20 protein-coding genes and 2 pseudogenes are annotated in these 23,927 nt (G+C 52.5%); 8 read left to right on the top strand and 14 right to left on the bottom strand.

The genetic code is table 11. The annotated features are described in order from the left end of the window. The first annotated feature begins 4 nt into the window (after positions 1 to 4). Positions 5 to 1,981, top strand: a complete 1,977-nt coding sequence (locus M4I31_RS11550; protein ID WP_085048187.1) for an alkyl/aryl-sulfatase — start codon at positions 5 to 7, stop codon at positions 1,979 to 1,981. A gap of 38 nt (positions 1,982 to 2,019) precedes the next feature. On the opposite strand, the gene pptA is transcribed toward M4I31_RS11550, so the two are convergent. Beyond that, positions 2,020 to 2,247, bottom strand: coding sequence for a tautomerase PptA (pptA, locus tag M4I31_RS11545; protein ID WP_069324916.1), 228 nt, complete (start codon positions 2,245 to 2,247; stop codon positions 2,020 to 2,022). Between the two features lie 39 nt (positions 2,248 to 2,286). After that, entirely contained in the window at positions 2,287 to 2,904 is a 618-nt protein-coding gene (locus M4I31_RS11540) for a glutathione S-transferase family protein (RefSeq protein ID WP_038640673.1), read from the bottom strand. Between the two features lie 111 nt (positions 2,905 to 3,015). On the opposite strand from M4I31_RS11540, the gene M4I31_RS11535 reads away from it, so the two are divergent. Both M4I31_RS11535 and M4I31_RS11530 read left to right on the top strand, forming a co-directional pair. Further along, complete coding sequence (locus M4I31_RS11535) at positions 3,016 to 3,945, top strand: LysR family transcriptional regulator (protein WP_085048186.1); 930 nt, start codon at positions 3,016 to 3,018, stop codon at positions 3,943 to 3,945. A gap of 89 nt (positions 3,946 to 4,034) precedes the next feature. Further along, positions 4,035 to 5,024: a zinc-dependent alcohol dehydrogenase family protein gene (locus tag M4I31_RS11530; protein ID WP_085048185.1), complete on the top strand. Its 990-nt coding sequence runs from the start codon at positions 4,035 to 4,037 to the stop codon at positions 5,022 to 5,024. A gap of 35 nt (positions 5,025 to 5,059) precedes the next feature. Here the strand turns inward: M4I31_RS11530 and M4I31_RS11525 are convergent, their stop codons facing one another. The 6 genes and pseudogenes from M4I31_RS11525 to M4I31_RS11500 form a co-directional block, all read right to left on the bottom strand. Next, the gene (locus M4I31_RS11525; protein ID WP_038640679.1) at positions 5,060 to 5,833 is read right to left on the bottom strand and encodes an amino acid ABC transporter ATP-binding protein; all 774 of its coding nucleotides are present in this window, start codon (positions 5,831 to 5,833) and stop codon (positions 5,060 to 5,062) included. Then, positions 5,817 to 6,743 (bottom strand): amino acid ABC transporter permease, encoded by a 927-nt coding sequence (locus M4I31_RS11520; RefSeq protein ID WP_085048184.1) that lies wholly within the window; start codon positions 6,741 to 6,743, stop codon positions 5,817 to 5,819. Before M4I31_RS11520 ends, M4I31_RS11525 begins: the two co-directional genes overlap by 17 nt. Before the next feature lie 9 nt (positions 6,744 to 6,752). Then, positions 6,753 to 7,262: pseudogene (locus tag M4I31_RS11515) on the bottom strand (GNAT family N-acetyltransferase). A gap of 10 nt (positions 7,263 to 7,272) precedes the next feature. Continuing rightward, positions 7,273 to 9,531, bottom strand: a pseudogene (locus M4I31_RS11510) (NtaA/DmoA family FMN-dependent monooxygenase). 25 nt (positions 9,532 to 9,556) lie between these two features. Further along, positions 9,557 to 10,678 (bottom strand): amidohydrolase, encoded by a 1,122-nt coding sequence (locus tag M4I31_RS11505; protein ID WP_038640686.1) that lies wholly within the window; start codon positions 10,676 to 10,678, stop codon positions 9,557 to 9,559. Then, positions 10,678 to 11,676: an MsnO8 family LLM class oxidoreductase gene (locus tag M4I31_RS11500; RefSeq protein ID WP_085048182.1), complete on the bottom strand. Its 999-nt coding sequence runs from the start codon at positions 11,674 to 11,676 to the stop codon at positions 10,678 to 10,680. The genes M4I31_RS11505 and M4I31_RS11500 overlap by 1 nt, the downstream gene beginning before the upstream one ends. A 507-nt stretch (positions 11,677 to 12,183) precedes the next feature. Here M4I31_RS11500 and M4I31_RS11495 point away from each other — a divergent pair. Both M4I31_RS11495 and ansP read left to right on the top strand, forming a co-directional pair. Next, positions 12,184 to 13,725 (top strand): methyl-accepting chemotaxis protein, encoded by a 1,542-nt coding sequence (locus tag M4I31_RS11495; protein ID WP_085048181.1) that lies wholly within the window; start codon positions 12,184 to 12,186, stop codon positions 13,723 to 13,725. A 281-nt stretch (positions 13,726 to 14,006) separates the two neighbouring features. Next, positions 14,007 to 15,449 (top strand): L-asparagine permease, encoded by a 1,443-nt coding sequence (ansP, locus tag M4I31_RS11490; RefSeq protein ID WP_038640693.1) that lies wholly within the window; start codon positions 14,007 to 14,009, stop codon positions 15,447 to 15,449. Between the two features lie 42 nt (positions 15,450 to 15,491). On the opposite strand, the gene M4I31_RS11485 is transcribed toward ansP, so the two are convergent. Beyond that, complete coding sequence (locus M4I31_RS11485) at positions 15,492 to 15,713, bottom strand: YgdI/YgdR family lipoprotein (protein WP_038640695.1); 222 nt, start codon at positions 15,711 to 15,713, stop codon at positions 15,492 to 15,494. 136 nt (positions 15,714 to 15,849) lie between these two features. Further along, a complete protein-coding gene (locus M4I31_RS11480) occupies positions 15,850 to 16,911 on the bottom strand; it encodes a YncE family protein (protein WP_038640696.1) in 1,062 nt (353 codons plus the stop codon). Positions 16,912 to 17,172: 261 nt separating this feature from the next. Here M4I31_RS11480 and pqqU point away from each other — a divergent pair, with 261 nt between their 5' ends. Then, complete coding sequence (pqqU, locus tag M4I31_RS11475) at positions 17,173 to 19,293, top strand: TonB-dependent receptor PqqU (protein WP_085048180.1); 2,121 nt, start codon at positions 17,173 to 17,175, stop codon at positions 19,291 to 19,293. A 31-nt stretch (positions 19,294 to 19,324) separates the two neighbouring features. Here the strand turns inward: pqqU and M4I31_RS11470 are convergent, their stop codons facing one another. Then, entirely contained in the window at positions 19,325 to 20,362 is a 1,038-nt protein-coding gene (locus M4I31_RS11470) for an NADP-dependent oxidoreductase (RefSeq protein ID WP_085048267.1), read from the bottom strand. A gap of 57 nt (positions 20,363 to 20,419) precedes the next feature. Continuing rightward, positions 20,420 to 20,995, bottom strand: a complete 576-nt coding sequence (locus M4I31_RS11465) for an XRE family transcriptional regulator (protein ID WP_085048179.1) — start codon at positions 20,993 to 20,995, stop codon at positions 20,420 to 20,422. A gap of 37 nt (positions 20,996 to 21,032) precedes the next feature. Between M4I31_RS11465 and mddA the strand changes: the two genes are divergently transcribed. Next, positions 21,033 to 21,551, top strand: coding sequence for an L-methionine sulfoximine/L-methionine sulfone acetyltransferase (gene mddA, locus M4I31_RS11460; RefSeq protein WP_085048178.1), 519 nt, complete (start codon positions 21,033 to 21,035; stop codon positions 21,549 to 21,551). Beyond that, the gene (locus tag M4I31_RS11455) at positions 21,548 to 21,997 is read left to right on the top strand and encodes a DMT family transporter (protein ID WP_085048177.1); all 450 of its coding nucleotides are present in this window, start codon (positions 21,548 to 21,550) and stop codon (positions 21,995 to 21,997) included. The genes mddA and M4I31_RS11455 overlap by 4 nt, the downstream gene beginning before the upstream one ends. A gap of 80 nt (positions 21,998 to 22,077) precedes the next feature. On the opposite strand, the gene M4I31_RS11450 is transcribed toward M4I31_RS11455, so the two are convergent. Then, positions 22,078 to 22,311: a YdcY family protein gene (locus M4I31_RS11450; RefSeq protein WP_038640708.1), complete on the bottom strand. Its 234-nt coding sequence runs from the start codon at positions 22,309 to 22,311 to the stop codon at positions 22,078 to 22,080. Positions 22,312 to 22,328: 17 nt separating this feature from the next. Next, positions 22,329 to 23,927 carry an ABC transporter substrate-binding protein gene (locus tag M4I31_RS11445; RefSeq protein ID WP_085048176.1) on the bottom strand — a complete coding sequence of 533 codons (1,599 nt, stop codon included), beginning with the start codon at positions 23,925 to 23,927 and terminating at the stop codon, positions 22,329 to 22,331.

The following is a 23,927-nucleotide window of genomic DNA, read 5'->3' as shown; positions in this document are numbered from 1 at the left end:
TACGATGCAACTGAATAGAATCGCACAAAGTTTTATCCTTGCCGGGTTACTCACCTCTGCCTCTGCTCCCCTGATTGCCGCTGAAGCGCCAAAGGACGCAACCGCTTCCACGCAACAAGCGAACAATGCGCTTTTCAATCAACTGCCCTTCTCAGATAACACCGACTTTACCGATGCTCATAAAGGCTTCATCGCCCCAATTCCTCAGGATGTGATCAAAGGTGAGCAAGGAAATGTCATCTGGAATCCGCAACAATATGCGTTCATTAAAGAAGGCGATAAAGCCCCGGATACGGTAAATCCGAGCCTGTGGCGTCAGTCCCAGTTGATCAACATCAGCGGACTGTTTGAAGTGACGGAAGGCGTTTACCAGATCCGTAACCTCGATCTGTCCAACATGACGATCATTGAAGGTAAAGAAGGCGTCACCGTTGTTGACCCGCTGGTATCAGCAGAAACGGCCAAAGTCGGGATGGATCTTTACTTTAAAAACCGCGGTCAAAAACCCGTAGTCGCGGTGATTTATACGCACAGCCACGTTGACCATTACGGCGGCGTACGCGGCGTTGTTGATGAAGCAGACGTTAAAGCGGGCAAAGTGAAGATTTATGCACCTGCCGGCTTTATGGAAGCGGCGGTGGCTGAGAATATCATGGCCGGTAACGTCATGAGCCGTCGCGCGAGCTATATGTACGGCAATCTACTAAAACCTGATGCCAAAGGTCAGGTTGGTGCCGGACTGGGAACCACGACCTCCGCGGGAACCGTCACCCTGATTGCGCCAACCAATATAATTGAAAAAGATGGGCAAAAAGAGGTCATTGATGGCCTGACCTATGACTTCATGTTGGCCCCAGGCTCCGAAGCGCCGTCAGAAATGTTGTGGTATATCGAAGAGAAGAAACTGATTGAGTCTGCTGAAGACGTCACCCACACCCTGCACAACACCTACTCCCTGCGCGGGGCCAAAATTCGTGAGCCGTTGCCATGGTCCAAATACATTAACGAAGCGATTGTACGCTGGGGAGATAAAGCAGAAATCCTGATGGCGCAGCACCACTGGCCAACCTGGGGTAATGACAAAGTCGAGAACCTGTTGAAAAGCCAACGAGATCTGTATCGTTACATCAACGACCAGACGCTGCGTATGGCTAACGAAGGTCTGACCCGCGATGAAATCGCCGCGAACTTTAAACTGCCGGACTCACTGGCGCATACCTGGGCTAATCGCGGTTACTATGGTTCCGTCAGTCATGATGTGAAAGCGACCTATGTGCTCTATCTCGGCTGGTTTGATGGCAACCCGGCAACGCTGGATGAACTGCCGCCGGAAGAAGCGGCGAAGAAATTCGTCGACTATATGGGCGGAGCGGACGCCATTCTGCAGAAAGCGAAAGCCGACTATGACCAGGGTAACTATCGCTGGGTGGCCCAGGTGGTGAGCAAAGTGGTGTTTGCCGATCCCAATAACCAGGCCGCGCGCAACCTGGAAGCTGATGCGCTGGAACAGCTAGGATACCAGGCTGAATCCGGCCCGTGGCGCAACTTCTACCTGACCGGCGCGCAAGAGCTGCGTAATGGTGTGGTTAAAGGCCCAACCCCGAACACTGCCAGCCCGGATACCGTACGCGCCATGACGCCGGAAATGTTCTTCGACTATCTGGCGGTACATATTAACGGGCAGAAAGCGGGTGATGCCAAATCGGTGTTTAACATCGACCTTGGCAGCGACGGTGGTAAATATAAGCTTGAACTGGAAAATGGCGTACTAAACCATACCGCCAATGCCGAAGCAAAAGAGGCTGACGCCACGATCACATTGAATCGCGACACGCTCAATAAAATCATCCTCAAGGAAGTGACGCTGAAACAGGCGCAAGACAGCGGCGATGTGAAGATAACCGGCGACGGCGCTAAACTTGACGCTATGCTCGGCTATATGGATAAGTTCGAATTCTGGTTTAACATCGTTACACCGTAAACCTGTTGAAAACGGGCGGAAAATTCGCCCGTTTTATCTCACATGCTGTAGCCAGGTTTTTTAATTAACGTTGCCATCTGCGGCTTAATCTCCGCATCCCACACGCCCTGCCACGCCTCTGGCTCAACTTGATTCAGCGCCACGCTTACCGAGCTGTCTTTGCTTTGCAAATGACGAATAATGACGTCGGTAATATCCGCCGCCAGCGCGGATTTTTGCTCGTCGCTCAGATCGCGGGGAAAACATTTAATATCAACGTGCGGCATAGCAGGTTCCTTATTGTTTTGGTCAGAAAGTGTGTTTTCTCAAATAATCTTATTGTTTTTCAGCACGGAACGTAGCCGTGGGTGCTGGCAAACCGCATCAGCGATAGCGCTAATATTCGGCGTGTTGTCCTGGAACCAGTCATGTCCCGGCCCCCAGCTACGCATCACACAAATATAGACGTCCAGCAAGGTTAGCTGCTCTCCGAAAGCGTACGGCTCGGCGCTTAGCTGGTCATTCAACCACATATAGAGAGATTTTCGGTACTCAATACAATTTTTTTTCAACTGCGTCGGAGCATCCGGCACCCAGCGTTCAGGATAATCGGCATAGGTAAATGTGGGATAGACATTTGCCACCAGCCATATCAACAGACGCTGGAACTGCTGACGCTCGCTGCGCCCAACGGAGGGCGAAAGCTCGGGACAACGATCGAGGATCATCAGGGCGATCGCCGCTGTTTCCGTCATGACTTCGCCATTTTCCAGTACCAGTGTGGGCACCTGGCATAGCGGATTCATTGTCTTAAGCAACTCCCGCGAAGGACCATCGCTGTCAAAACCGTCGACATTAATAAAACTGTAAGGGATCTCCGCCAGTGTGAGCATCACTTCACTGATGGCCGATCCCCAGCCCGGCACCCCATAGACCTTAATCATGCTGTAACCCTCAACGTTAAAACACTAAGTGTAGAGCAGCATTCAATAACCTATGCAGGCATGATTATTACTCTCATAATAACAATGATCGGATATCGGGAGAAATAAGCGATGCGTTCCAGTATGTTTGAATATATGACCATTTTTATACAGGTTGTTGAGCAAGGTGGATTTGCCAGAGCTGCAGACGTATTACACCTGCATCGCCCCGCAGTGACCAAAGCCATCCAGCATCTTGAAGACGAACTGGGGGCAAAGTTACTTAACCGCACAACCCGTAAAGTGACGCTGACCGATGAAGGTGACGCTTTTTACCAACGCACAAAAATACTGCTTGGCGACGTTGATGACATCATGGCCTCTTTCTCGCCAACCCGCCCGCCACGCGGAAAACTCAGGGTTAATGCCCCTCTGTCGCTGGCGCATTCCGTGTTAGTTCCTGCGCTGAAAGATTTCCAGTCGCGATATCCTGACATCGAGATGGTACTCACCTCCACCGACCGTAAAATCGATATGCTTGCCGAAGGTATCGACTGCATGATCCGTATCGGCGAATTACAAGACTCTTCCCTAATATCCAGGCGACTTGGTGAAGTAAAGATGGTGACCTGCGCGTCAACGGATTATTTGCAACAACATGGCGTACCGCAGACGCCAGAGGATTTATCCCGACACCGGGCGCTTAACTTTTTTAGCGAGCGTCACCGGGAAGCGCTGGAGTGGTCCTTCATTAGCGGAGGTAAAACTTTATCGTTCACGCCCACCGGGCGGATAAGCGTTGATAACTCCGATATATTGCTGACCGGCTGTTTATCTGGACTCGGCATCATACGTGGTGTTCATGCCGTGCTGGCCCCCTACCTCCAGACGGGTCAGCTCGTTGAGGTGCTGGCCGATTACGCCGGAGAATCAAAACCGGTTTCTGTGCTTTACCCCGACAGGCGTCACCTCACCCCTCGCGTACGGGTATTCATTGACTGGCTGTGCGAACTTTTTAGCCAACAAAAACCGCGGCTTCAGGGATTGTTACGAAATGAGTAATAGTGAAGTTCCGCAACTGCGGTTTTTCACTCTCATCTGAATCGTTAAATTGTGCGGACCCAATACAGAACAATTTACTGAGGTCTGCTATGTCTAAGGTCATAGTTTTTAATCAAATTGGTGACGCTGACGTCTTGAAGATTCAGGACATGCAGGTTCCCGCACCTGATGCAAATGAGGTTCAGATCCGCGTACGGGCAATTGGTATCAACCGTGCGGAGATTATGTACCGCACATGCCAGTATATTTACCAACCTAATTTCCCGGCACGGTTGGGTTATGAAGCTGCCGGAGTCGTTGAATCCGTAGGAGACAACGTAGGTGAGTTTGCACCAGGGGATTACGTTAGCGTCATTCCGGCTTTCAGCTTTCATCAATATGGTATGTATGGAGAAGTCGTTAATGCCCCGGCGCACGCGGTCGTAAAACATCCGCAAAACCTCAGCTTTGCCGAAGCCGCCGCCAGTTGGATGATGTATGTGACCGCATTCGGTGCACTGGTTGAATATGCGGATATTAAACCTGGAGATAATGTGCTGATCAATGCTGCTTCCAGTAGCGTCGGACTGGCGGCAATTCAGATTGCTAATATGCTCGGCGCAAAGCCTATTGCGATGACGCGAACCAGCGAGAAGCGAAGCCAGCTTTTGCAGCTTGGGGCAGCAGATGTTATCGCCAGTCATGAGCAAGATCTTGTCACTGAGATCTCACGCATTACTGATGGCAAAGGAACCCGTGTGGTCTTCGATCCGGTCGGTGGCCCGGGAGTGGCAAAAATTGCCCAGGTGATGCCAGCCGGTGGGATCTTTTTCCAATATGGCTCGCTTGATGCACGAGACCTTTCTATACCGGTCATTGAGATCCTCGGTCGCCATTTGACTTTCCGTGGTTATGAAATTTTTGAAATCACCTCGGACGCAGAAAAACTTTCGCGAGCGAAACGGTTTATCTTTGAAGGATTACAGTCCGGGCAGCTCAAGCCGCTGATTGATAAAACCTTCGCCTTTGATGATATCGTCGAGGCACATCAATACATGGAAGCCAACGGTCAGGTAGGCAAAATCGTCGTCACTGTATAACCCCTGTGCGGCACACCCTTGTGCCGCAATGTGTCTCAAAGCACTTTCGACAAAAACTGCTGGGTGCGCGTGTGGCGTGGATGATTCAGCACCTGCTCGCTGCTGCCCTGCTCGACAATTTTGCCATCGACCATAAACACCACCTGATCCGCCACTTCCCGGGCGAAGCCAATCTCGTGCGTTACTACAACCAGCGTGGTTCCCGACTGCGCCAGCGCTTTGATAACATCCAGCACTTCGCCCACCAGTTCGGGATCAAGCGCTGATGTGGGTTCATCAAACAGCATGACGCGCGGATTTAATGCCAGTGCACGGGCAATGGCGATACGTTGTTGCTGTCCGCCAGATAAGTGACGCGACCAGGCATCGGCTTTATTACGCAGTCCTACCGCATCAAGCAGGGTTAATGCCCGCTCGGTAGCGGCTTTACGTGTTGCCAGACCGTGCGCAATGGGCGCTTCAATCAAATTCTCCAACACCGTTAAGTGCGGGAACAGGTTAAAGTTCTGGAACACATAGCCGACGTTAACGCGCTGACGCAAAATTTCCGCCTCTTTCAGCTCATACAGCTTATCTCCCTGCCGACGATAGCCAATGTAATCGCCATCAATTTGAATAAACCCTTCATCGACGCGCTCCAGATGGTTGATAGTCCGCAACAGAGTGGATTTCCCGGAGCCGGATGGGCCAAGAATAACGGTTACCGTACCGGGCGGGATCTCCAGCGACACATTATCCAGCGCTTTGTGGCGACCGAAGTATTTGCTGACGCCGGTAATAGAAATATGGCCTTCAGGTGAGTGGGACATGGGCGGTCTCCTGCTGTGGACGTTGACGACTGCGTTTTTCTGCACGACTCACCCGGGCGGTATTGATCGCTGAACGTCGTTCGCTACGTGCCAGCGCGCGTTCGACCAGGTGCTGAATTAACGACAGGACGCTGGTGATCACCAGATACCACACCGCGCCGACCATCAGCAGCGGGATCACCTCCTGCGTGCGGTTGTAGATCATCTGGATGGTGTAGAACAACTCAGGCATGGCCAGCACGTATACCATCGCCGTCCCTTTCGCCAGACTGATGATTTCATTGAACCCGGCAGGCAAAATAGTGCGCAGCGCCTGCGGCAGGATAATTCGCAGCGTACGTCGCCATGCCGGTAAGCCCAGCGCCGCAGCAGCCTCGTACTGACCGTGATCAACCCCCAAAAATCCACCACGAATAATTTCAGCGGTATAGGCGCTTTGCACCAGCGTCAGGCCGACTACCGCAGTGGAAAACTGGCCGAGTACATTGATGGTCTCAAAACTGCCCCACTGAATGGGAGTAAACGGAATACCAATCGTCAACGTGTCGTACAGATAGGAGAAGTTGTACAGAACGATTAACACGACAATCAGCGGTAACGAGCGAAACAGCCAGATGTATCCCCATGCCAGACCGTTCAGCAGCCAGGAAGATGAAAGTCGCGCCAGCGCCAGCAGACCGCCGATGAGAATACTCAACAGCGTACCGATAAGCGTCAGCAACAATGTTTGCCCGAGACCGGACAAGATAACCGGATCGAAGAACCAGCGGGCAAACACGGCCCATTCCCAGCGCGGGTTAAACGCCACGGACTGGATAATCACCGCCAGAACAAACAAAGCAATGATCGCTCCGACGGTACGCATGGGATAGCGCGCCGGTACGACTTTAATGCTATCAGTCGTTTTCATTTTATCTCCTCAGGCTATTCTGGCCTGACCGGCGATGGTTAACAGTTTGGTAAAGCGCAGTCGTCCATCAAACGGCGGCTGGCTGTACTCTTCGGGATCGCGCGCTGTATCAAACTGCGGATCGTAGCCCTGACTTAAATACAGCCGGACGGCCTCCGGCTGGCGAAATCCTGTGGTCAGATAAATCCGGCTGTAGCCCGCGAGTAGCGCCCTACGCTCCAGCTCGTGCACTACGCGCGCCGCCAGCCCCTGCTGTCGCAGGCTGCTTTTCGTCCAGATACGCTAAATCTCGGCGGTATCTTTGTCGTAAGGTTTGTAGGCCCCGGTGGCGATGATCTCACCGTTACGTTCCAGTACTACGAACAGCCCCTGCGGCGCCAGATACCATTCGGTCAGCTCCACCTCTGCGTCGCGAGAAAAATAATCGCCATAGCGGGCGGCATATTCACCAAACAGACCGTTCAAAATGGGTTGCAGCTCGCTGGCTTCAGGTGAGACCACGCGAAATTGATCGCTCACGATAACCTCCTTAGTCGCCTAACCCGGCTGGATTGATCTCAGATTGCGGAATGCGTTCCACCCCTTCCCCCCAACGGTTCAGTACCTTGTCGTAGTCGCCGTTGCCAATCACGCCGTTGAGGGCGGTTTGCACAGGCAGAACCAAACCGCTGTCCTTTTTCAGCGTCACGGCGATATGTGCCGCTTTTGGCCAACCGCCATCAACGCTACCCACCAATTGTGTTTTACCGTTGAGCGCGGCTTTCCACGCGCCAATAACGTTAGGACCGAAGTAGGCATCAGCGCGACCTGACTGCAGGGCCAGAGTCTGGGCGGCATCGTCTTTGGTATACACTGGCGTAAACGGCTGTAACCCTTTCTTCACGTTTTCATCGTTCCAGGCCAGCAGGATGGCTTCCTGGTTCGTCCCCGAACCGACGATAATGCGCAGACCGGCGATATCTTCCGCCTGCTCGATTTTCTTCAGCTTGCTGCCGGTTTTGACATAAAAGCCCAGGGAGTCCTTACGATAGGTCGCGAAATCGAATTTCTCTTTCCGCGCTTTTGTGACGGTAATATTGCTGATCGCGGCATCGTATTTGCCGGAGGTGACGCCCAGCGGCCAGTCTTCCCATGATGTGGGCACAACGTTGAGTTCCAGCCCCAGACTGTCTGCCACCAGACGGGCAATGTCCGCCTCGCTGCCGATCAGTGTTTTATTGTCATCGGCAAACACGGTCAGCGGCGGCTGACTGAGCCCGGCAATCGCCACGGTGAATTTGCCCGGTACGGCCAGGTGCAGGTTCGCAGGTAATTGCGCAATCGCCTGCGGATTTTTTGCCGTATTAATCGGCGTTTTATTGGCTTCCAGGCTTACGCCCGTGCCGTTAATAGTCACGTCATTTGCCCAGACGGTCGCGCTGAAAGCCAGCGACAGCGCGAGGAAGACTGATTTTTTCTGCATAGCGTTTTTCTCTTATTGTGTGAATTGATTTGCAGGTGTCGCTAATCCCAGGCTTGCACGCAGGGTCGTACCGGGATATTCATGGCGGAACAGGCCACGGGCCTGAAGCACGGGGATAACCTGTTCGACAAAACGTGGGAAGGTATCCGGCGTTCCTCCCTGAATGATAAAACCGTCAGCCGCTTTCTCGTCGAACCACTGCTGAAGGCCGTCGGCTACCTGCTGCGGCGTGCCACTAAAACGCGGACGCGGGCTGGCGGCTTCCAGGGCAACCTGACGTAGCGTTAACCCCCGTTCGCGCGCATTACGCTTGATCTCATCGGTCGTGCTGCGAAAGCTATTTTGTCCGAGGGAACCCAGATCCGGGAACGGTGCGTCCAGCGGATATTGGGCAAAATCATGATGTTCGAAGTAGCGGCCAAGGTAGTTCAGTGCGTCAGTAATGGAAACCAGCGCAGCGGTAGTCTGATACTGCTGCTCTACGTCCTCTGCACTGTCGCCAACAATTACGCTGACGCCCTGGAATATATGCAGTTGTTCGGGACCGCGCCCGGTGGTTGCTAATTGGCTTTTAACATCCTGATAGAACGCTTTAGCCTCCGCCAGCGACTCCTGATGAGTAAAAATGGCATCAGCATGCTGCGCTGCTAATTTCTTACCATCGGAAGAAGCCCCAGCCTGAAATATAATTGGACGGCCTTGTGGTGTTCGCCCGATATTTAACGGCCCGGCAACCTGAAAATAATCCCCATGATGGTTAAGCGTGTGCAATTTTTGCGGATTAAAAAATTCTCCGCTTGCCTTATTACGGGTAAAAGCATCATCTTCCCAGGAATCCCACAGTCCTTTCACTACTTGTAAATATTCATCGGCAATACGATAACGCTGGGCATGCTCTGGATGCTGGGCGCGGGAATAGTTTTTTGCCGACCCTTCCAGAGGCGACGTCACCACGTTCCATCCGGCACGGCCCTGGCTGAGATGGTCGAGGCTGGCAAACTGCCGGGCGGTGGTAAAGGGCTCGCTGTATGACGTGGAGACAGTGCCAACCAGTCCCAGATTGCGGGTGATGCTGGCCAACGCAGATAATACCGTCAGCGGCTCAAAGCGATTTAAAAAATGTGGAATTGATTTTTCATTAATATACAGACCATCGGCGACAAAAATAAAATCCAACTTCCCTTTTTCCGCAATAAGCGCTGTTTCTTTAACAAAGTCAAAACTAATACTGGCATCGGCCTGCGCCGCCGGATGACGCCATGCAGACATATTTCCCGATGCGCCATGCAGAATAGTGCCGAGCCGTAGTTGCCGATTTTCAGCCATAATAACCCCTACCCAACAGGTAAAATTAAATGTGTGCGAATGCCGTTTTTGCTAAATGAGCAAAGTAGTGCGCGGCGGGTTCTATTAAGCGTTCATCCGGATTAAATCCCGGATGATGTAATCCGTATTCGCTGGCGCTACCAATACTGACGAACGCTCCAGGCGTATTTTGCAGGTAGACGGCAAAATCCTCCCCGCCCATATGCAGGTCGGCATAGTGGGTGGCGTAGCCTGATTGTTTCGCCACGGCGGTGGCGATATCCGCCCAACGATCATCGTTCACCAGCGCGGTCGGTCCCGCATGCCAGATAACATCAATTTGTGCGCCAAAAGCGTGGGCAAATCCGGCGGCGATGTCATTTACCCGGGCTTTGACCTGCTGCTGCACCTCAATGCGATGCGTTCTGAGCGTCCCTTCCAGCTCTACGGACTCTGGCAGCACGTTCCATGTGTTTCCTCCCTGAATACGGGTCACGCTGAGCACCACTGAATCGAGGGTGTTAACATCGCGACTGGCAACGCTTTGCAAAACTGTTACCAGTTGGCTGGCGAGCAGGATGGCGTCTTTGCCTTCATGCGGACGCGCCGCATGTGCGCCTTTTCCATTGATACGTAACACAAAGCGATCAACATTGGCATAGAATGCACCGCCGCGCGTGGCGAACTCCCCTACCGGCAAACCCGGTTCATTGTGCATGCCAAAAATAGCCGCGACGTTTTGCAGTGCACCAGCGCGAATCAGTGTTTTGGCGCCGCCAAAACTCTCTTCCGCGGGTTGAAACAAAATACGTACTCGCCCCGGTAAGTCTGCTTCCTGCTGCTTAAGCAGCAGCGCGGCGCCAAGCATGACGCTGGTGTGAATATCGTGCCCGCAGGCGTGCATCACCCCCGGCGTGAGTGAGCGAAACGGAACATCGGCGCTTTCTTCTATCGGCAGGGCATCAATGTCCGCCCGCAAGGCGATGATCTCTTCTCCCTGACCAATTTCCGCGACCAGACCAGTTTTCAGGTTGAATGGCAGAATCTGGACATCAGCACTGCGCAACCAGTCGCGAATACGCGCCGTCGTCGCCACTTCCTGCAGGGAAAGTTCCGGGTGTTGATGCAATTCACGACGCCAGTTGATAAGCGTTGTCGCCAGTGTCATCAGACCACCTCCACGGCGTTATGGGCTTGTGCCAACAACCGTAGCGACGTCAGACGCGCGTGCCCCTCTGCCACTGGCGTGTCGATAATGAACTCATTAATGCCAAATTGCGTATGCAGGGCATTCAGTTTTGCCAACACGTCGTGGGCAGTACCGTGTAACAAGGCCTGTTCACGACGCGCGATTTTGCGGGGTGGACTGCCAGCCTGCGCAGCGAAGGCCAGCGCTTGCTCTTCGCTGGCAACCGTGACGCGTTGGCCATTTTCGAGTTCCACGCCCCAGATCTGCACGTTTTCCGCAAGCTGCGCGGCGGTGTCGTTACTGTCAGCCACAATCACCTGGACGGCGACTATCGTCGGGCGTGTGCTGTGGGTCTGCCAGAAGGACAAAACGTCACGCAATAACGCTCTGTCACCGTTGAGGTGTGCCGCGAAGATGAAATTCCAGTCGGATTGCGCTGCCAGCTGAGCGCTTTGTACACTGGCTCCCAGCACAAACCCTTCTGGCGGTCGCGGTGGGATTGGCGTCGGGAAAACCGTTTCCCCGCTTTCCGTGCCGTTCAGCGCCAGCCAACCGTTAAGCTGAGAAAGCTGGTCAGCAAAACTGCCTTTTTCATCCTGATGAAGTCCCAGCTGTAACGCCTGAGTCGACAGGGGTAAGCCGCCAGGCGCTTTTCCGACGCCAAGATCGACACGTCCGGGGGCCAACGATGCCAAAAGATTAAAGTTTTCCGCCACTTTGTACGGGCTGTAATGCTGCAGCATCACGCCGCCGGAACCGACGCGGATACGCTGGGTTTGCCCAAGGATCCAGGCGATCACCAGCTCCGGCGACGGGCTGGCCAGCTGTGGTGTATTATGGTGTTCCGCGATCCAGAAACGATGGTATCCCCACTCTTCTGCCAGTTGCGCCAGACGCAAGGTCCGGGCAAGCGCCATCACGGCAGTTTCTCCTTCCCCAACGGGGCTTTTATCCAGAATACTCAGGCGATATGACATGTTACAGGCCCATATTTGTTAACATGTCTTTATTATTAAATTATCAAATAACCATAATGAAACATTTAATTCACATTTGCTCAGCAAAAAAGTAGATAACCAGCCCTGTTGCTGTCAGGGATAAGATTCGGCTTATCTCTCACGGGCGAAACACGCCGCAAAAACAGCCTGCACGTATTACCTACAAAATATAATAGGGTTGTTGTTACTACAGTAATACCTTCTTTATCCTTTCTGCCAGTGTGCTTTTTATGGTGATTTTTTTAGCGTGATTTACATTAAGTCAGATTAAATAGCTTGCCACGTTATATATTTGTATTAGATGTTTCACTTTCATGACAATTAACAACTTTTATACGTCGGGATTTTTATTATAACTACTTCCACCGAAATCATGATTAGTAGAGAATACAGCGTTTCTTATTAAAATGGTTTAAACAGTTTTTAATATCCCCTGGCTTTATTGCGGGGATTTTTTATGGCTTATACATACCACCTGGGGCCTCTATGAAAAGTAACATGCCTGTTACACAAATTGAGTACGCACTTAACGATAAAGCGACGCTGCTTTCGACAACAGATAAAGAAAGTCATATTACCTACGCCAACTCTGCTTTTATTGACGCCAGCGGATTCAGCGAACACCAGTTAATGGGCGAGCCGCATAATATTATTCGCCACCCTGATATGCCCTCTGCCGCTTTCGCCGATATGTGGTACACGCTACAGCAGGGGGACAGTTGGACGGGAATGGTGAAAAACCGGCGGCAGAATGGCGATCATTACTGGGTGCGGGCCAACGTGACGCCGGTCTGGCACAATGAAAAACTCACTGGTTACATCTCGGTACGCACTGTTCCTTCGCGCGATGAAATAACCCAAAGTGAAAACTTATATCAAAAAATAAATAGTCAGCAGCTTAAAGGCTTTCGTCTGTTTAAAGGTATTATCATTCGTCGCGGCATAATGGCATGGGTTTCAATGTTTAAATGGCTGAGTATTAGCCAGCGCGTCAATTATAGTTTAGGGGTAACTTCCCTGCTGGCGTTGTTATTTATCTTATCCCCTGTGAATTCTATTATTCAGGCAGGTGGGCTGTTGATGCTGTTTCTGGCACTGGCTATTTACCTTAAGTATCAAATTTGTCAGCCAGTTAATACGCTACTGACGCAAATGAAGAAAGTGGTGTCTGGTCGTAAAGCCGATAACTGTCATTTAAACAGGGTCGATGAAATAGGAATGTTGATGCGTCTGGTTAATCAATCCGGGCTTAATCTGAATTCACTGGTCGATGACGTCAGTACGCAAATATCCGGTATTCGCGCCATCAGTCAGCGGGTATCAAAAGAAGGTACTGCGTTGCACAAGCGTTCAGAAGAAACCTCCGCTGACCTGCAACAAACGGCTGCCGCCATCGAAGAAATTGGCAGTGCGGTACAGCAAACCGCTGAAACGGCGGCGCAGACCATGACCATGGCAGATAAAACCAGCGCCAACGCGGCAGCAGGCGGCGATATCATGAAACAAACCATTGCCATGATGCAGGCAATCTCGCGTGATAACGGACAGATAGTCGACATCATTGGCGTTATCGATAGTATTGCCTTTCAGACCAATATCCTGGCGCTCAATGCCGCGGTTGAGGCCGCGCGAGCCGGAGAATCCGGGCGCGGCTTCGCCGTTGTCGCAGCAGAAGTTCGCAATCTGGCGCAGCACTCAGCGTCGGCGGCAAAAGAGATCAAACAGTTGATCGAGAAGAACGTCGCCAACGTTAACAGCGGCGTCAAAATGGTGGAGCGAACGGAAACGCATCTCACCGGGATGATTGGTGATGTCCTGCAGATGTCGATGATGATCAAAGAGATTAGTCTGGCCACGCGAGAGCAAACCCAGGCGCTGGATCTGATTAACGATTCAATTTCACGCGTGGGCGCCATGACACACAATAACGCCGAAATGGTGGAACGTGTTACTGATGCTACCGCCGATCTGACCCAGCGATCATCACGCTTACAGCAGGCCGTTCAGGTCTTTGGCGTATCAGCATAACGTTACGGCGCTTATCGGGCGAATGTCTTAATAAGCGCACTCCTCTCCCTGGTTAAAACGCCCCTTTCTTTTATTGGCTGAATCGAGGCCACACCGCGCCAGTTCCGGCTGCACAAAAATGCTGAATTCTTGTTATCGGGGCTTTGCGCAAGTGAACAATTGAATGTAGGATGCTCGGCCGGCAGTTTTCCCCCGTAACACAATGAAGGGTAACGCTGTTTTCGCCGCAACAGGTGCGGCAAAAAGGATTTTGTAAATCAGTCAGGTCAACAGGAAACGTAATGAACACACACAACACGCAAGCCGCGGAACAACATGCGGCGAAACGACGCTGGTTGAATGCTCACGAAGAGGGGTATCACAAGGCAATGGGCAATCGACAGGTACAAATGATCGCCATTGGCGGCGCGATTGGTACCGGGTTGTTTTTAGGGGCAGGTGCAAGGTTGCAGATGGCTGGCCCCGCTTTGGCGCTGGTCTATCTGGTGTGCGGTATTTTTTCGTTCTTTATTCTTCGCGCGCTCGGCGAACTGGTTTTGCACCGCCCTTCCAGCGGTAGCTTTGTCTCCTACGCCCGCGAATTTTTAGGTGAGAAAGCCGCCTATGTGGCGGGCTGGATGTATTTCATCAACTGGGCGATGACCGGTATTGTCGATATCACCGCAGTTGCGCTGTATATGCATTACTGGGGCGCATTTGGCGACGTGCCGCAGTGGGTGTTCGCCCTTGGGGCGCTGGCCATTGTCGGCACCATGAACATGATCGGCGTGAAGTGGTTCGCAGAGATGGAGTTTTGGTTTGCGCTGGTCAAAGTGCTGGCGATTGTGATTTTCCTGGTTGTGGGTACCGTTTTCTTAGGTAGCGGAAAACCGCTGGATGGCAACGCCACGGGTTTTCACCTGATAACCGACAACGGCGGATTTTTCCCGCATGGCCTGCTGCCAGCGCTGGTGCTGGTTCAGGGGGTCGTCTTCGCGTTTGCCTCCATCGAACTGGTCGGCACTGCCGCGGGTGAGTGCAAAGATCCGCAAACGATGGTGCCGAAAGCGATCAATAGCGTTATCTGGCGTATCGGTCTGTTTTACGTGGGTTCGGTGGTCCTGCTGGTTCTGCTTCTGCCCTGGAACGCCTACCAGGCGGGGCAAAGCCCGTTTGTCACCTTCTTCTCCAAACTTGGCGTGCCATATATCGGCAGCATCATGAATATTGTGGTGCTCACCGCGGCGCTTTCCAGTCTGAACTCCGGCCTGTACTGCACCGGGCGTATTTTACGTTCCATGTCGATGGGCGGTTCCGCGCCAAAATTTATGGCTAAAATGAGCCGCCAACAGGTGCCATGGGCCGGGATCCTCGCCACGCTGGTCGTGTATGTCGTAGGGGTATTTCTGAACTATCTTGTGCCGTCGCAGGTGTTTGAGATCGTGCTTAATTTCGCCTCGCTGGGCATCATTGCGTCGTGGGGATTTATCATGGTTTGTCAGATGCGTCTGCGCCGGGCGATTAAAGAAGGTAAAACCGCAGACGTCAGTTTTAAACTGCCGGGTGCGCCGTTTACCTCCTGGCTCACGTTGCTGTTCCTGCTGAGCGTGCTGGTGCTGATGGCGTTTGATTATCCAAACGGCACTTATACCATCGCATCATTACCGTTAATCGCCATCCTGCTGGTTGCAGGCTGGTTTGGCGTGCGTAAACGCGTAGCGGAAATCCACCGCACCGCGCCGTAAGGATAAAAAGGCCTGATAGCTTACCCCTTCAGGCCTTCTTTTTTAGTCTGCTTCAATGAGCTGCGCAACATCGTTGCTATTAATTTCCCGCGCATTCCCATCCTGATCGGTATAGCTGGTCATTCCCGTGTCTTTATCCAGCTTTGGCTTGCCCTGGGTGGTAATCGTTTGTCCGCTTTTGGTCGTCATAACGTAATTGGTTGTGCAACCTGCCAGCGTAAACAGCATGACGCCTGCACAAAGACACATAAATGGCTTTTTCATGGTATTCCCGTGTTATTCAGTTAGCCGTTGAGGGCGTAGTGTAAGTCCCTGAAGTTAGTCAGGCTACTGGCGGGGTGTAACGAGGCGTATCGTGAGGTTTAGAGAAATGACAGGAGGGGTTTCCCCCTCCGGTTAATTACAGCGCAATACGAATCACATCGTCCGGCTGAGTAGCTTCCTGCTCGCGGGTAGATTTCTGTTTCACGCTAACGTACAGCGTTTTACCGTCGGCGGAGAGCGCCAGGCTGTTCGGGAATGTTGGGGTCTCGAACGTTTTGACAACTTTGTAGCTTTTCGCGTCGATCACGCTTACTTTACCGGCCTGACGATGGGTCACATAGGCCTCGTTGCGCGCCGGGTTGAACAGCACGGCCAGGGATTCCGGCGCGGCGACTTTCGCCAGTACATTGCCGTTGCGGGTGTCAATAACCAGCACTTCCGCAGCCTTAGAGTCGGTAACAAATGCGCGGTTACCCGCCGTGTCCAGACTCAGGTTGATAAAGAAGTGCTCTTTTCCATCATCCAACAGCTTTTTACGGCTGAGAATTTTGTTATTGGTGGTATCGATAGTGATAAATTCGCCGTCCGCATTGGCGGTGTACAGGCGTTTAGCCTTGCTGTCGACAGCCAGAGCGGTGCTCATTTTGCCAGTATTTTGGATTGTGTCCTGAAGTTTGATCGTCTCACCGTCCACGACCCAAATTACGCTCTCTTTACCAATACCGCTAATGTAGACCGTGTTGGTCGCATCATCGGCGACCAGCTCACGCGGCTGCAGCGGGCGCACATCTTCAGAACGCTTACGCGCATCCAGCACCAGGCGCCCTTTCACCGCGCCTGTTTTGGCATCCATCGCCGTCACCGCGCTGTTTACCGTATTACCAAACCACAGCGTTTGCGTGGTGTTATTGATGGTGGCGCCAAACGGTTTGAGATCGTTATGGATAACCTGAGTCACTTCGAGCGTCACCGGGTCAAGACGGTAAACCACGCCCCCTGTATCCAGTTTGCGGCTCTGTGAGGTCGCCAGCCACAGCGCGTTCTCTTGCTGGCTGTACGCCATTTCATAGGCACCTTTGCCCACAGCTTTGCGCAGCAATTCTTCCGCAGCCTGTGTCGTAAAAGATGATGCCACGAGCAGTGAACCTAACAGTAAAGAACCACGCAGGCGCGGCGAAAACAGATGACGTAAAGACATGACGACTCCCTTTGATAAATTCGTTTGTTACTGCTTCACATAGCTTCAATGAGCAAAATCATGGTTTTGCCTTTTTAAGAATGAGAATAGTAATCATTATTCATCGCAAAGTGGAGCACTTCTTCACATATTGACTACACTCGTTTTCATTGCCCGAAAAATTACCGCAATTCAGTAGCGCTAAAATTCATCTTTTTTATAAAAAAATTCACATGCTTACCGTCCGTTTTCCGGCGTCAGCATCATAAACTGGCCTTATTCATGACGATTTTTTCAGCCCGCTATATTGTCTTTCCTGTTTCATTACTGCCTGTCTTTCTCTCGACTTTTGCCGCGGCAGACAGTGAGATAAACGAGCAAACGCTGATCGTTAGCGCGACGCCACAATCCGTTTCAGAGCTGGATACGCCTGCCGCCGTCAGCGTTGTTGCCGGTGAAGATATGCGTCTGGCAACACCGCGCATTAACCTGTCCGAATCGCTGACCAGCGTCCCTGGGCTACAGGTGCAAAATCGGCAGAACTACGCGCAGGACCTCCAGTTGTCGATTCGCGGTTTTGGTTCACGCACCACGTATGGTATCCGTGGCATTCGTATGTATGTAGACGGAATCCCAGCCACCATGCCGGATGGGCAAGGCCAAACATCCAATATCGATATCAGCAGCGTACAAAATATTGAAGTCCTGCGGGGTCCCTTCTCTGCGCTGTATGGCAATGCTTCCGGCGGTGTGATTAATGTCAGTACTGAAACAGGGCGTGAGCCGCCCACCATTGAAGCCAGCGGCTATTACGGTAGTTTTGGCACCTGGCGCTACGGTTTAAAAGCCACCGGAGCGCTGGGCGACGGTACTCAGCCAGGCGATGTGGATTACACCGTTTCAACGACCCGATTTACTACCCATGGGTATCGCGATTACAGCAGCGCGCAAAAAAATCTGGCTAATGCCAAACTGGGCGTACGTATTGATGACGCGAGTAAACTGACGCTGATTTTCAACAGCGTGGATATTAAGGCCGACGATCCCGGAGGCCTGACGAAGTCAGAGTGGGATGCCAATCCGCAGCAATCGCCCCGCGCCGAGCAATTCAATACGCGAAAAACCATCAAGCAGACCCAGGCGGGATTGCGCTATGAACGCCAGCTTAGCGCGCAGGATGATCTCAGCATCATGACCTATGCGGGGGAGCGCGAAACCACCCAGTATCAGTCGATCCCAATGGCCCCACAGTTAAGACCCTCCCATGCCGGAGGCGTTATCACTCTACAACGTCATTATCAGGGGATAGATAACCGTTGGACTCACCGTGGCGAATTGGGGATCCCGGTGACCTTCACCACCGGCATAAACTATGAAAACATGAGTGAAAACCGTAAAGGCTATAACAACTATCGGCTTGATAATGGTGTGCCTGAGTATGGTCAGAAAGGCGACGTGCGACGCAACGAACGTAACCTGATGTGGAACGTCGATCCCTATCTGCAAACCCAGTGGCAATTGACGGAGAAGCTTTCGCTGGATGCTGGCGTTCGTTACAGTTCCGTGTGGTTTGATTCCAACGATCGCTACATTACGCCGGGTAACGGCGATGACAGCGGGGACGCCAGCTATCACCAATGGCTCCCTGCCGGATCGTTGAAATATGCGATGACGGACGCCTGGAACGTCTATCTGGCTGCGGGGAGAGGATTTGAAACGCCGACAATTAACGAACTCTCCTACCGTTCCGATGGCCAAAGCGGGATGAATTTTGGTTTACAGCCGTCCACAAATGACACCATTGAAATCGGCAGCAAAACGCGCATCGGCGATGGGCTGTTTACCGCGGCCCTGTTCCAGACCAACACGGATGACGAAATCGTCGTTGATAGTAACAATGGCGGTCGTACGACCTATAAAAACGCCGGGAAAACCCGCCGTCAGGGAGGCGAGCTATCCTGGGACCAACGCTTTGCCACAAACTGGCGCGTAAAAGCGGCATGGACCTGGCTGGATGCAACCTATCGCAGCAATGTCTGCGGCGATCAAAACTGCAACGGCAACCGACTGCCCGGCATAGCGCAAAACATGGGATTTGCTTCACTGGGCTACGTGCCTGATGAAGGCTGGTATGCGGGAGCAGATGTGCGTTATATGGGTGACATTATGGCTAATGATGAAAATACGGCGAAAGCCCCGTCATATAGCGTAGTCGGCCTGAATACCGGCTATAAATTTTATTACAGCAACCTTATGATCGACCTGTTTGGCCGGGTGGATAACCTGTTTGATAAGACCTACGTCGGTTCGGTGATTGTGAATGAATCAAATGGCCGATACTACGAACCGGCGCCAGGACGAAACTATGGCGTGGGTATTAATCTGGCCTGGCGTTTTGAATGATACTGGCGGGAATCGCTCCCGCCAGCACTCTTTACGCATCGTCTGCTACGCGAATAACCACCTTGCCGAAGTTTTTACCGGTCAGCAAACCGATAAAGGTCTGCGGCGCATTCTCCAGACCGTCAGTGACCTGCTCACGGTAGTGGATTTTACCCTCTTTAATCCAGCGCCCCATCTCCTGCTGAAACTCATGAATGCGGTGACCATAATCCTGACCAATGATAAAACCCTGCATCCGGATACGCTTTTTCAGTAAGGTTGCCATCAGCAACGGTAATCGGTCAGGGCCGGTCGGAAGCGATGTCGCATTATAACCGCTGACCAGTCCGCAAAGCGGAATGCGCGCCGAGGTATTGAGTAACGGCAGCACAGCGTCAAATACCTTACCGCCAACGTTCTCGTAGTAAATATCAATCCCCTGCGGACACGCTTTTGCCAGTTGTTGTGCAAAATCGTGCGCATGGTGATCGAGACAAACATCAAAGCCCAGCACTTCGGTAGCATGCCGGCATTTCTCTGCCCCGCCCGCTACACCGATCACCCGACACCCTTTGAGCTTACCAATCTGTCCAACCGTTGCGCCCACCGGGCCAGTTGCAGCGGCAACAACCAGCGTTTCCCCTGCTTTCGGCTGGCCGATGTCCAGCAAACCCATATAGGCGGTAAATCCCGGCATCCCCAAAACACCCAGCGCCCAGGAGGGATGTTCAGGATTATCGCCAAGCTTCACCAGCCCGTTGCCGTCCGAAATGTCATAGTCCTGCCAGCCACTGTAGCTCAGCACCCATTCGCCAGGCTGGTAATCAGGATGGTTGGAGGACACGACGCGGCTCACAGTGCCGCCGACCATCACACCGCCAATCTCAACGGGAGGCGAGTAAGACGGTTCATCGCTCATGCGCCCACGCATGTAAGGATCGAGAGAAAGGAAAACGGTGCGCAGCAAAACCTGACCTTCTCCCGGCGTTGCGACTTCATCTTCTTCAAGACGGAAGTTATCCGGGATTGGCGCGCCATGTGGGCGGGAAGCCAGTACCCAACGGCGGTTACGATTAGTCTGTTGACCCATGATGTGCTCCTCTGCTTTTGGCATGAATCCATCAATAGTAGCAGCCTGCGCCAGCATTTAGCTCGCGACATGGTTTAATCGCACAACCAGATAAACGCAGGTTTGCGTGGTTTCATTGATAAACCGACAGTCATTCGGCGGCCCCAGTTCCAGACAATCGCCCGCTTTCATTTCATGACGCACATCGCCTTCCACAAAGACTAACTCCCCCTGCTGTAGCCAGATAAGCTGTCTGGCCTGCACGTAGGAGGATGCTGGCATTGGGATATCGCTTCCGGCGGGCAATTCGATTTGTACCAGGTCGATGGGGAGATCGCTGCGCGGTGAGACATGGCGTCGCAGATAGTGGCTCTGCGGATCGTGCCAGACGGGCTGGTCAGCGAGGCGCAGCAACTTGCCCTCCTGCATTTCGGCTCGTGCAATCAGCATCGACATGCTGATGCCAAACGCCCCGGAGAGCCTGCCCAGCAGCGTGGCCGTGGGGCTACTCTCACCACGCTCTATTTTATGGATCATTGCCCGCGACACGCCTGCACGCTCGGCGAGTTCCGTCAGAGACCAGCCGCGAGATTCTCGTTCAAGGCGAATTCTTGCACCGATCCGTTGATTTATGCTGTCTTCAATAGTATTCATATTGTAATACTATAGTGAACAAGCCCTGAGGTTCAACATGTCAATTAGATTTGCCAGCAAAGCAGACTGCGCCGCTATTGCTGAAATTTATAACCACGCGGTACTGCATACGGCGGCTATCTGGAACGATCAAACGGTCGATACCGAAAACCGTATCGCCTGGTTCGAAGCCCGCCAGTTGATGGGCTATCCCGTGCTGGTAAGTGAAGAAAACGGCGTAGTCACTGGATATGCTTCGTTCGGCGACTGGCGTAACTTTGACGGATTTCGTCATACCGTTGAGCATTCGGTGTATGTCCATCCTGAGCATCAGGGCAAGGGCCTGGGACGAGCGCTGCTCAGCCGACTGATAGAAGAAGCGCGGGTGTGCGGAAAACATGTAATGGTGGCGGGGATTGAGTCTCAGAATCAGGCGTCGCTGCATCTGCACAGTACGCTGGGATTTAACATCACGGCACAAATGCCGCAGGTTGGCACCAAATTTGGTCGCTGGTTGGATCTGACCTTTATGCAACTGCAGTTAGACGATCGTCGCGATCCGGATGCCGGCAGATGAACCAGACGCTGACCCTCTCCTTTCTGATTGCCGCAGGTATTGGTCTGGTGGTGCAAAACACCTTAATGGTGCGTATCACGCAGACCTCCTCGACGATCCTGATTGCCATGCTGCTGAACTCACTGGTTGGGATTGTACTGTTTGTCAGCATTCTGTGGTTCAAGCAAGGCGCCGCGGGGTTTGGCGAACTGATCACCAGCGTGCGCTGGTGGACGCTGATCCCCGGTTTGCTGGGGTCTTTTTTTGTTTTTGCCAGTATCAGCGGCTATCAAAATGTGGGGGCTGCCACCACGATTGCGGTACTGGTCGCCAGCCAGTTAATTGGCGGACTGGTGCTGGATATTCTGCGCAGTCATGGTGTACCGCTCCGTGCGCTGGTGGGGCCTGTTTGCGGCGCGGTGCTGCTGGTCGTCGGGGCCTGGTTGGTCGCGAGGCGCTCATTTTAACTGCCGGATGGCGCTTCGCTTATCAGACTTACGGAATTTATCCAGCCTGAACATACAGGCCGGATAACAGTAATAACGAATTAAAGGATTGTGCCGCCTTTGGTCAACTGCTCGCGACGGGCTTCCATATCCTCTTTATGCTGACGACCATGATGTGCAATAGCCGTACGCAAACGCTGTTGCTGGGTGTAACGATCTTCCCGGCTCAGCGCGGCATCATCGCTGAGTTCAATCAGCAATTCATTCATATGCGTAATGACGCTCTCTTCAATGGCGGCATCAACTCGTGCGCTGACCTCATCCAGATGCGACATAACCTCTCCTTAACTCTTTAATTTAATTTTGCTTTTGAAAAATCACTGCCCATCAGGCTGACGCTGTATCCGCTGACGTTGCTACGCGTGGCATAGAACGTTTTGCCATTTGCCAGGGCTATCCACGGAGCCTGCTGGTAGAAAATCTCTTGCGACTGCTGGTACAGCGCGGCGCGTTCTTCAGGTTTGCTCACCAGTTTCGCCTTTTGAACCAGAGAATTATACTCTTTATCGCACCAACGCGCGGCGTTAGATCCGGTTTTAATGCTGTCGCAGCCCAACAGTACATCCGCGAAATTATCCGGATCGCCGTTGTCTGACATCCAGCCGAACAGCGCGGTGTCATGCTCGCCTTTGCGCATTCCGGAGAGATATTCGCCCCACTCGTATGACACTATTTTTGCCTTTACGCCGACTTTTGCCCAATCGCTCTGGATCATCTCGGCAATACGTCGGGAGTTCGGGTTGTATGGACGCTGAACCGGCATTGACCACAGCGTCGCTTCAAATCCGTTTTCCAGCCCAGCCTGTTTCAGCAGATCTTTCGCTTTTTGCGGGTCGTAAGCGTAATCTTTTAGATCGTTATTGAACCCCATCATATTCGGTGGAATCGGCGATTTTGCCACCGTACCGGAACCTAAAAAGACGGCGTTAATAATGGCTTTTTTATCGGTCGCGTAGTTCAACGCCTGACGTACCAGCACGTTATCAAACGGTTTTTTCTCGGTATTAAACGCCAGATACCCGACGTTCAGCGCTTCAACCGAATGCAGCGTCAAATCTTTATTCTTGTTGATCTCGTCAAACTGGATTGGCGCAGGCGCCGGGATAATCTGGCATTCGTTAGTTTGCAGTTTTGCCAGTCTGGTCTGTACATTTGGTGTGATCGAGAATATCAGGTGCTTCGTCGGGACGGCGCCATCCCAGTAGTTCGGGTTGGCCAGATAACGGATTTGGGAATCCTGTTTGTACTGCTGCAACACATATGGCCCGGTGCCAATCGGCCAATTATCAACGTTTTCCGGGGTGCCTTTTTGCAGCATCGCGTCAGCATATTCCGCAGAAAGAATGGAAGCGAAATCCATCCCCCAGTCGGCAAGAAACGCGGCGTTAGGTTCATTCAGCACAAACTGAACGTGATAATCATCCACCTTCTTCACTTCTTTGATCAGTTTATCCAGACCGACATCGTTAAAGTATTCGTAGCTGCCCTGAGAAACCTTGTGGTACGGATGATCGGCATCTTTCTGGCGCAATACCGAGAAAACCACGTCATCGGCGTTGAAGTCGCGGGTAGGTTTAAAGAATTTATTACTGTTGAATTTCACCCCCTGGCGCAGGGTAAACGTGTAAGTCTTCCCATCGGGAGAAATTGTCCAGTCCGTTGCCAAAGACGGTATTGGGGTATTCTTTACCGGATCAAAGTTAATGAGTCGGTTGTAGAGCACCTGTGAACTTGCCACAAACGACGGACCGGAACTGGCGATTTGCGGGTTAAATGACTCCGGCGACGCTTCTGAGCAGTAGATGATGGTGTCAGTGCTGGCCGCGAACGCAGCGCCTGAGGGTAAGGCGGCGCTGAGCGCCAGCGCGAGTAACGTTTTCCTTGCAATCAT

It is taken from the genome of Citrobacter sp. XT1-2-2 (genome assembly GCF_023516235.1).
In the GTDB taxonomy this organism is placed as follows: domain Bacteria; phylum Pseudomonadota; class Gammaproteobacteria; order Enterobacterales; family Enterobacteriaceae; genus Citrobacter; species Citrobacter werkmanii.
The sequence above is the reverse complement of the archived record's forward strand: the minus strand, read 5'-3'. Positions and strand labels throughout refer to the sequence as shown.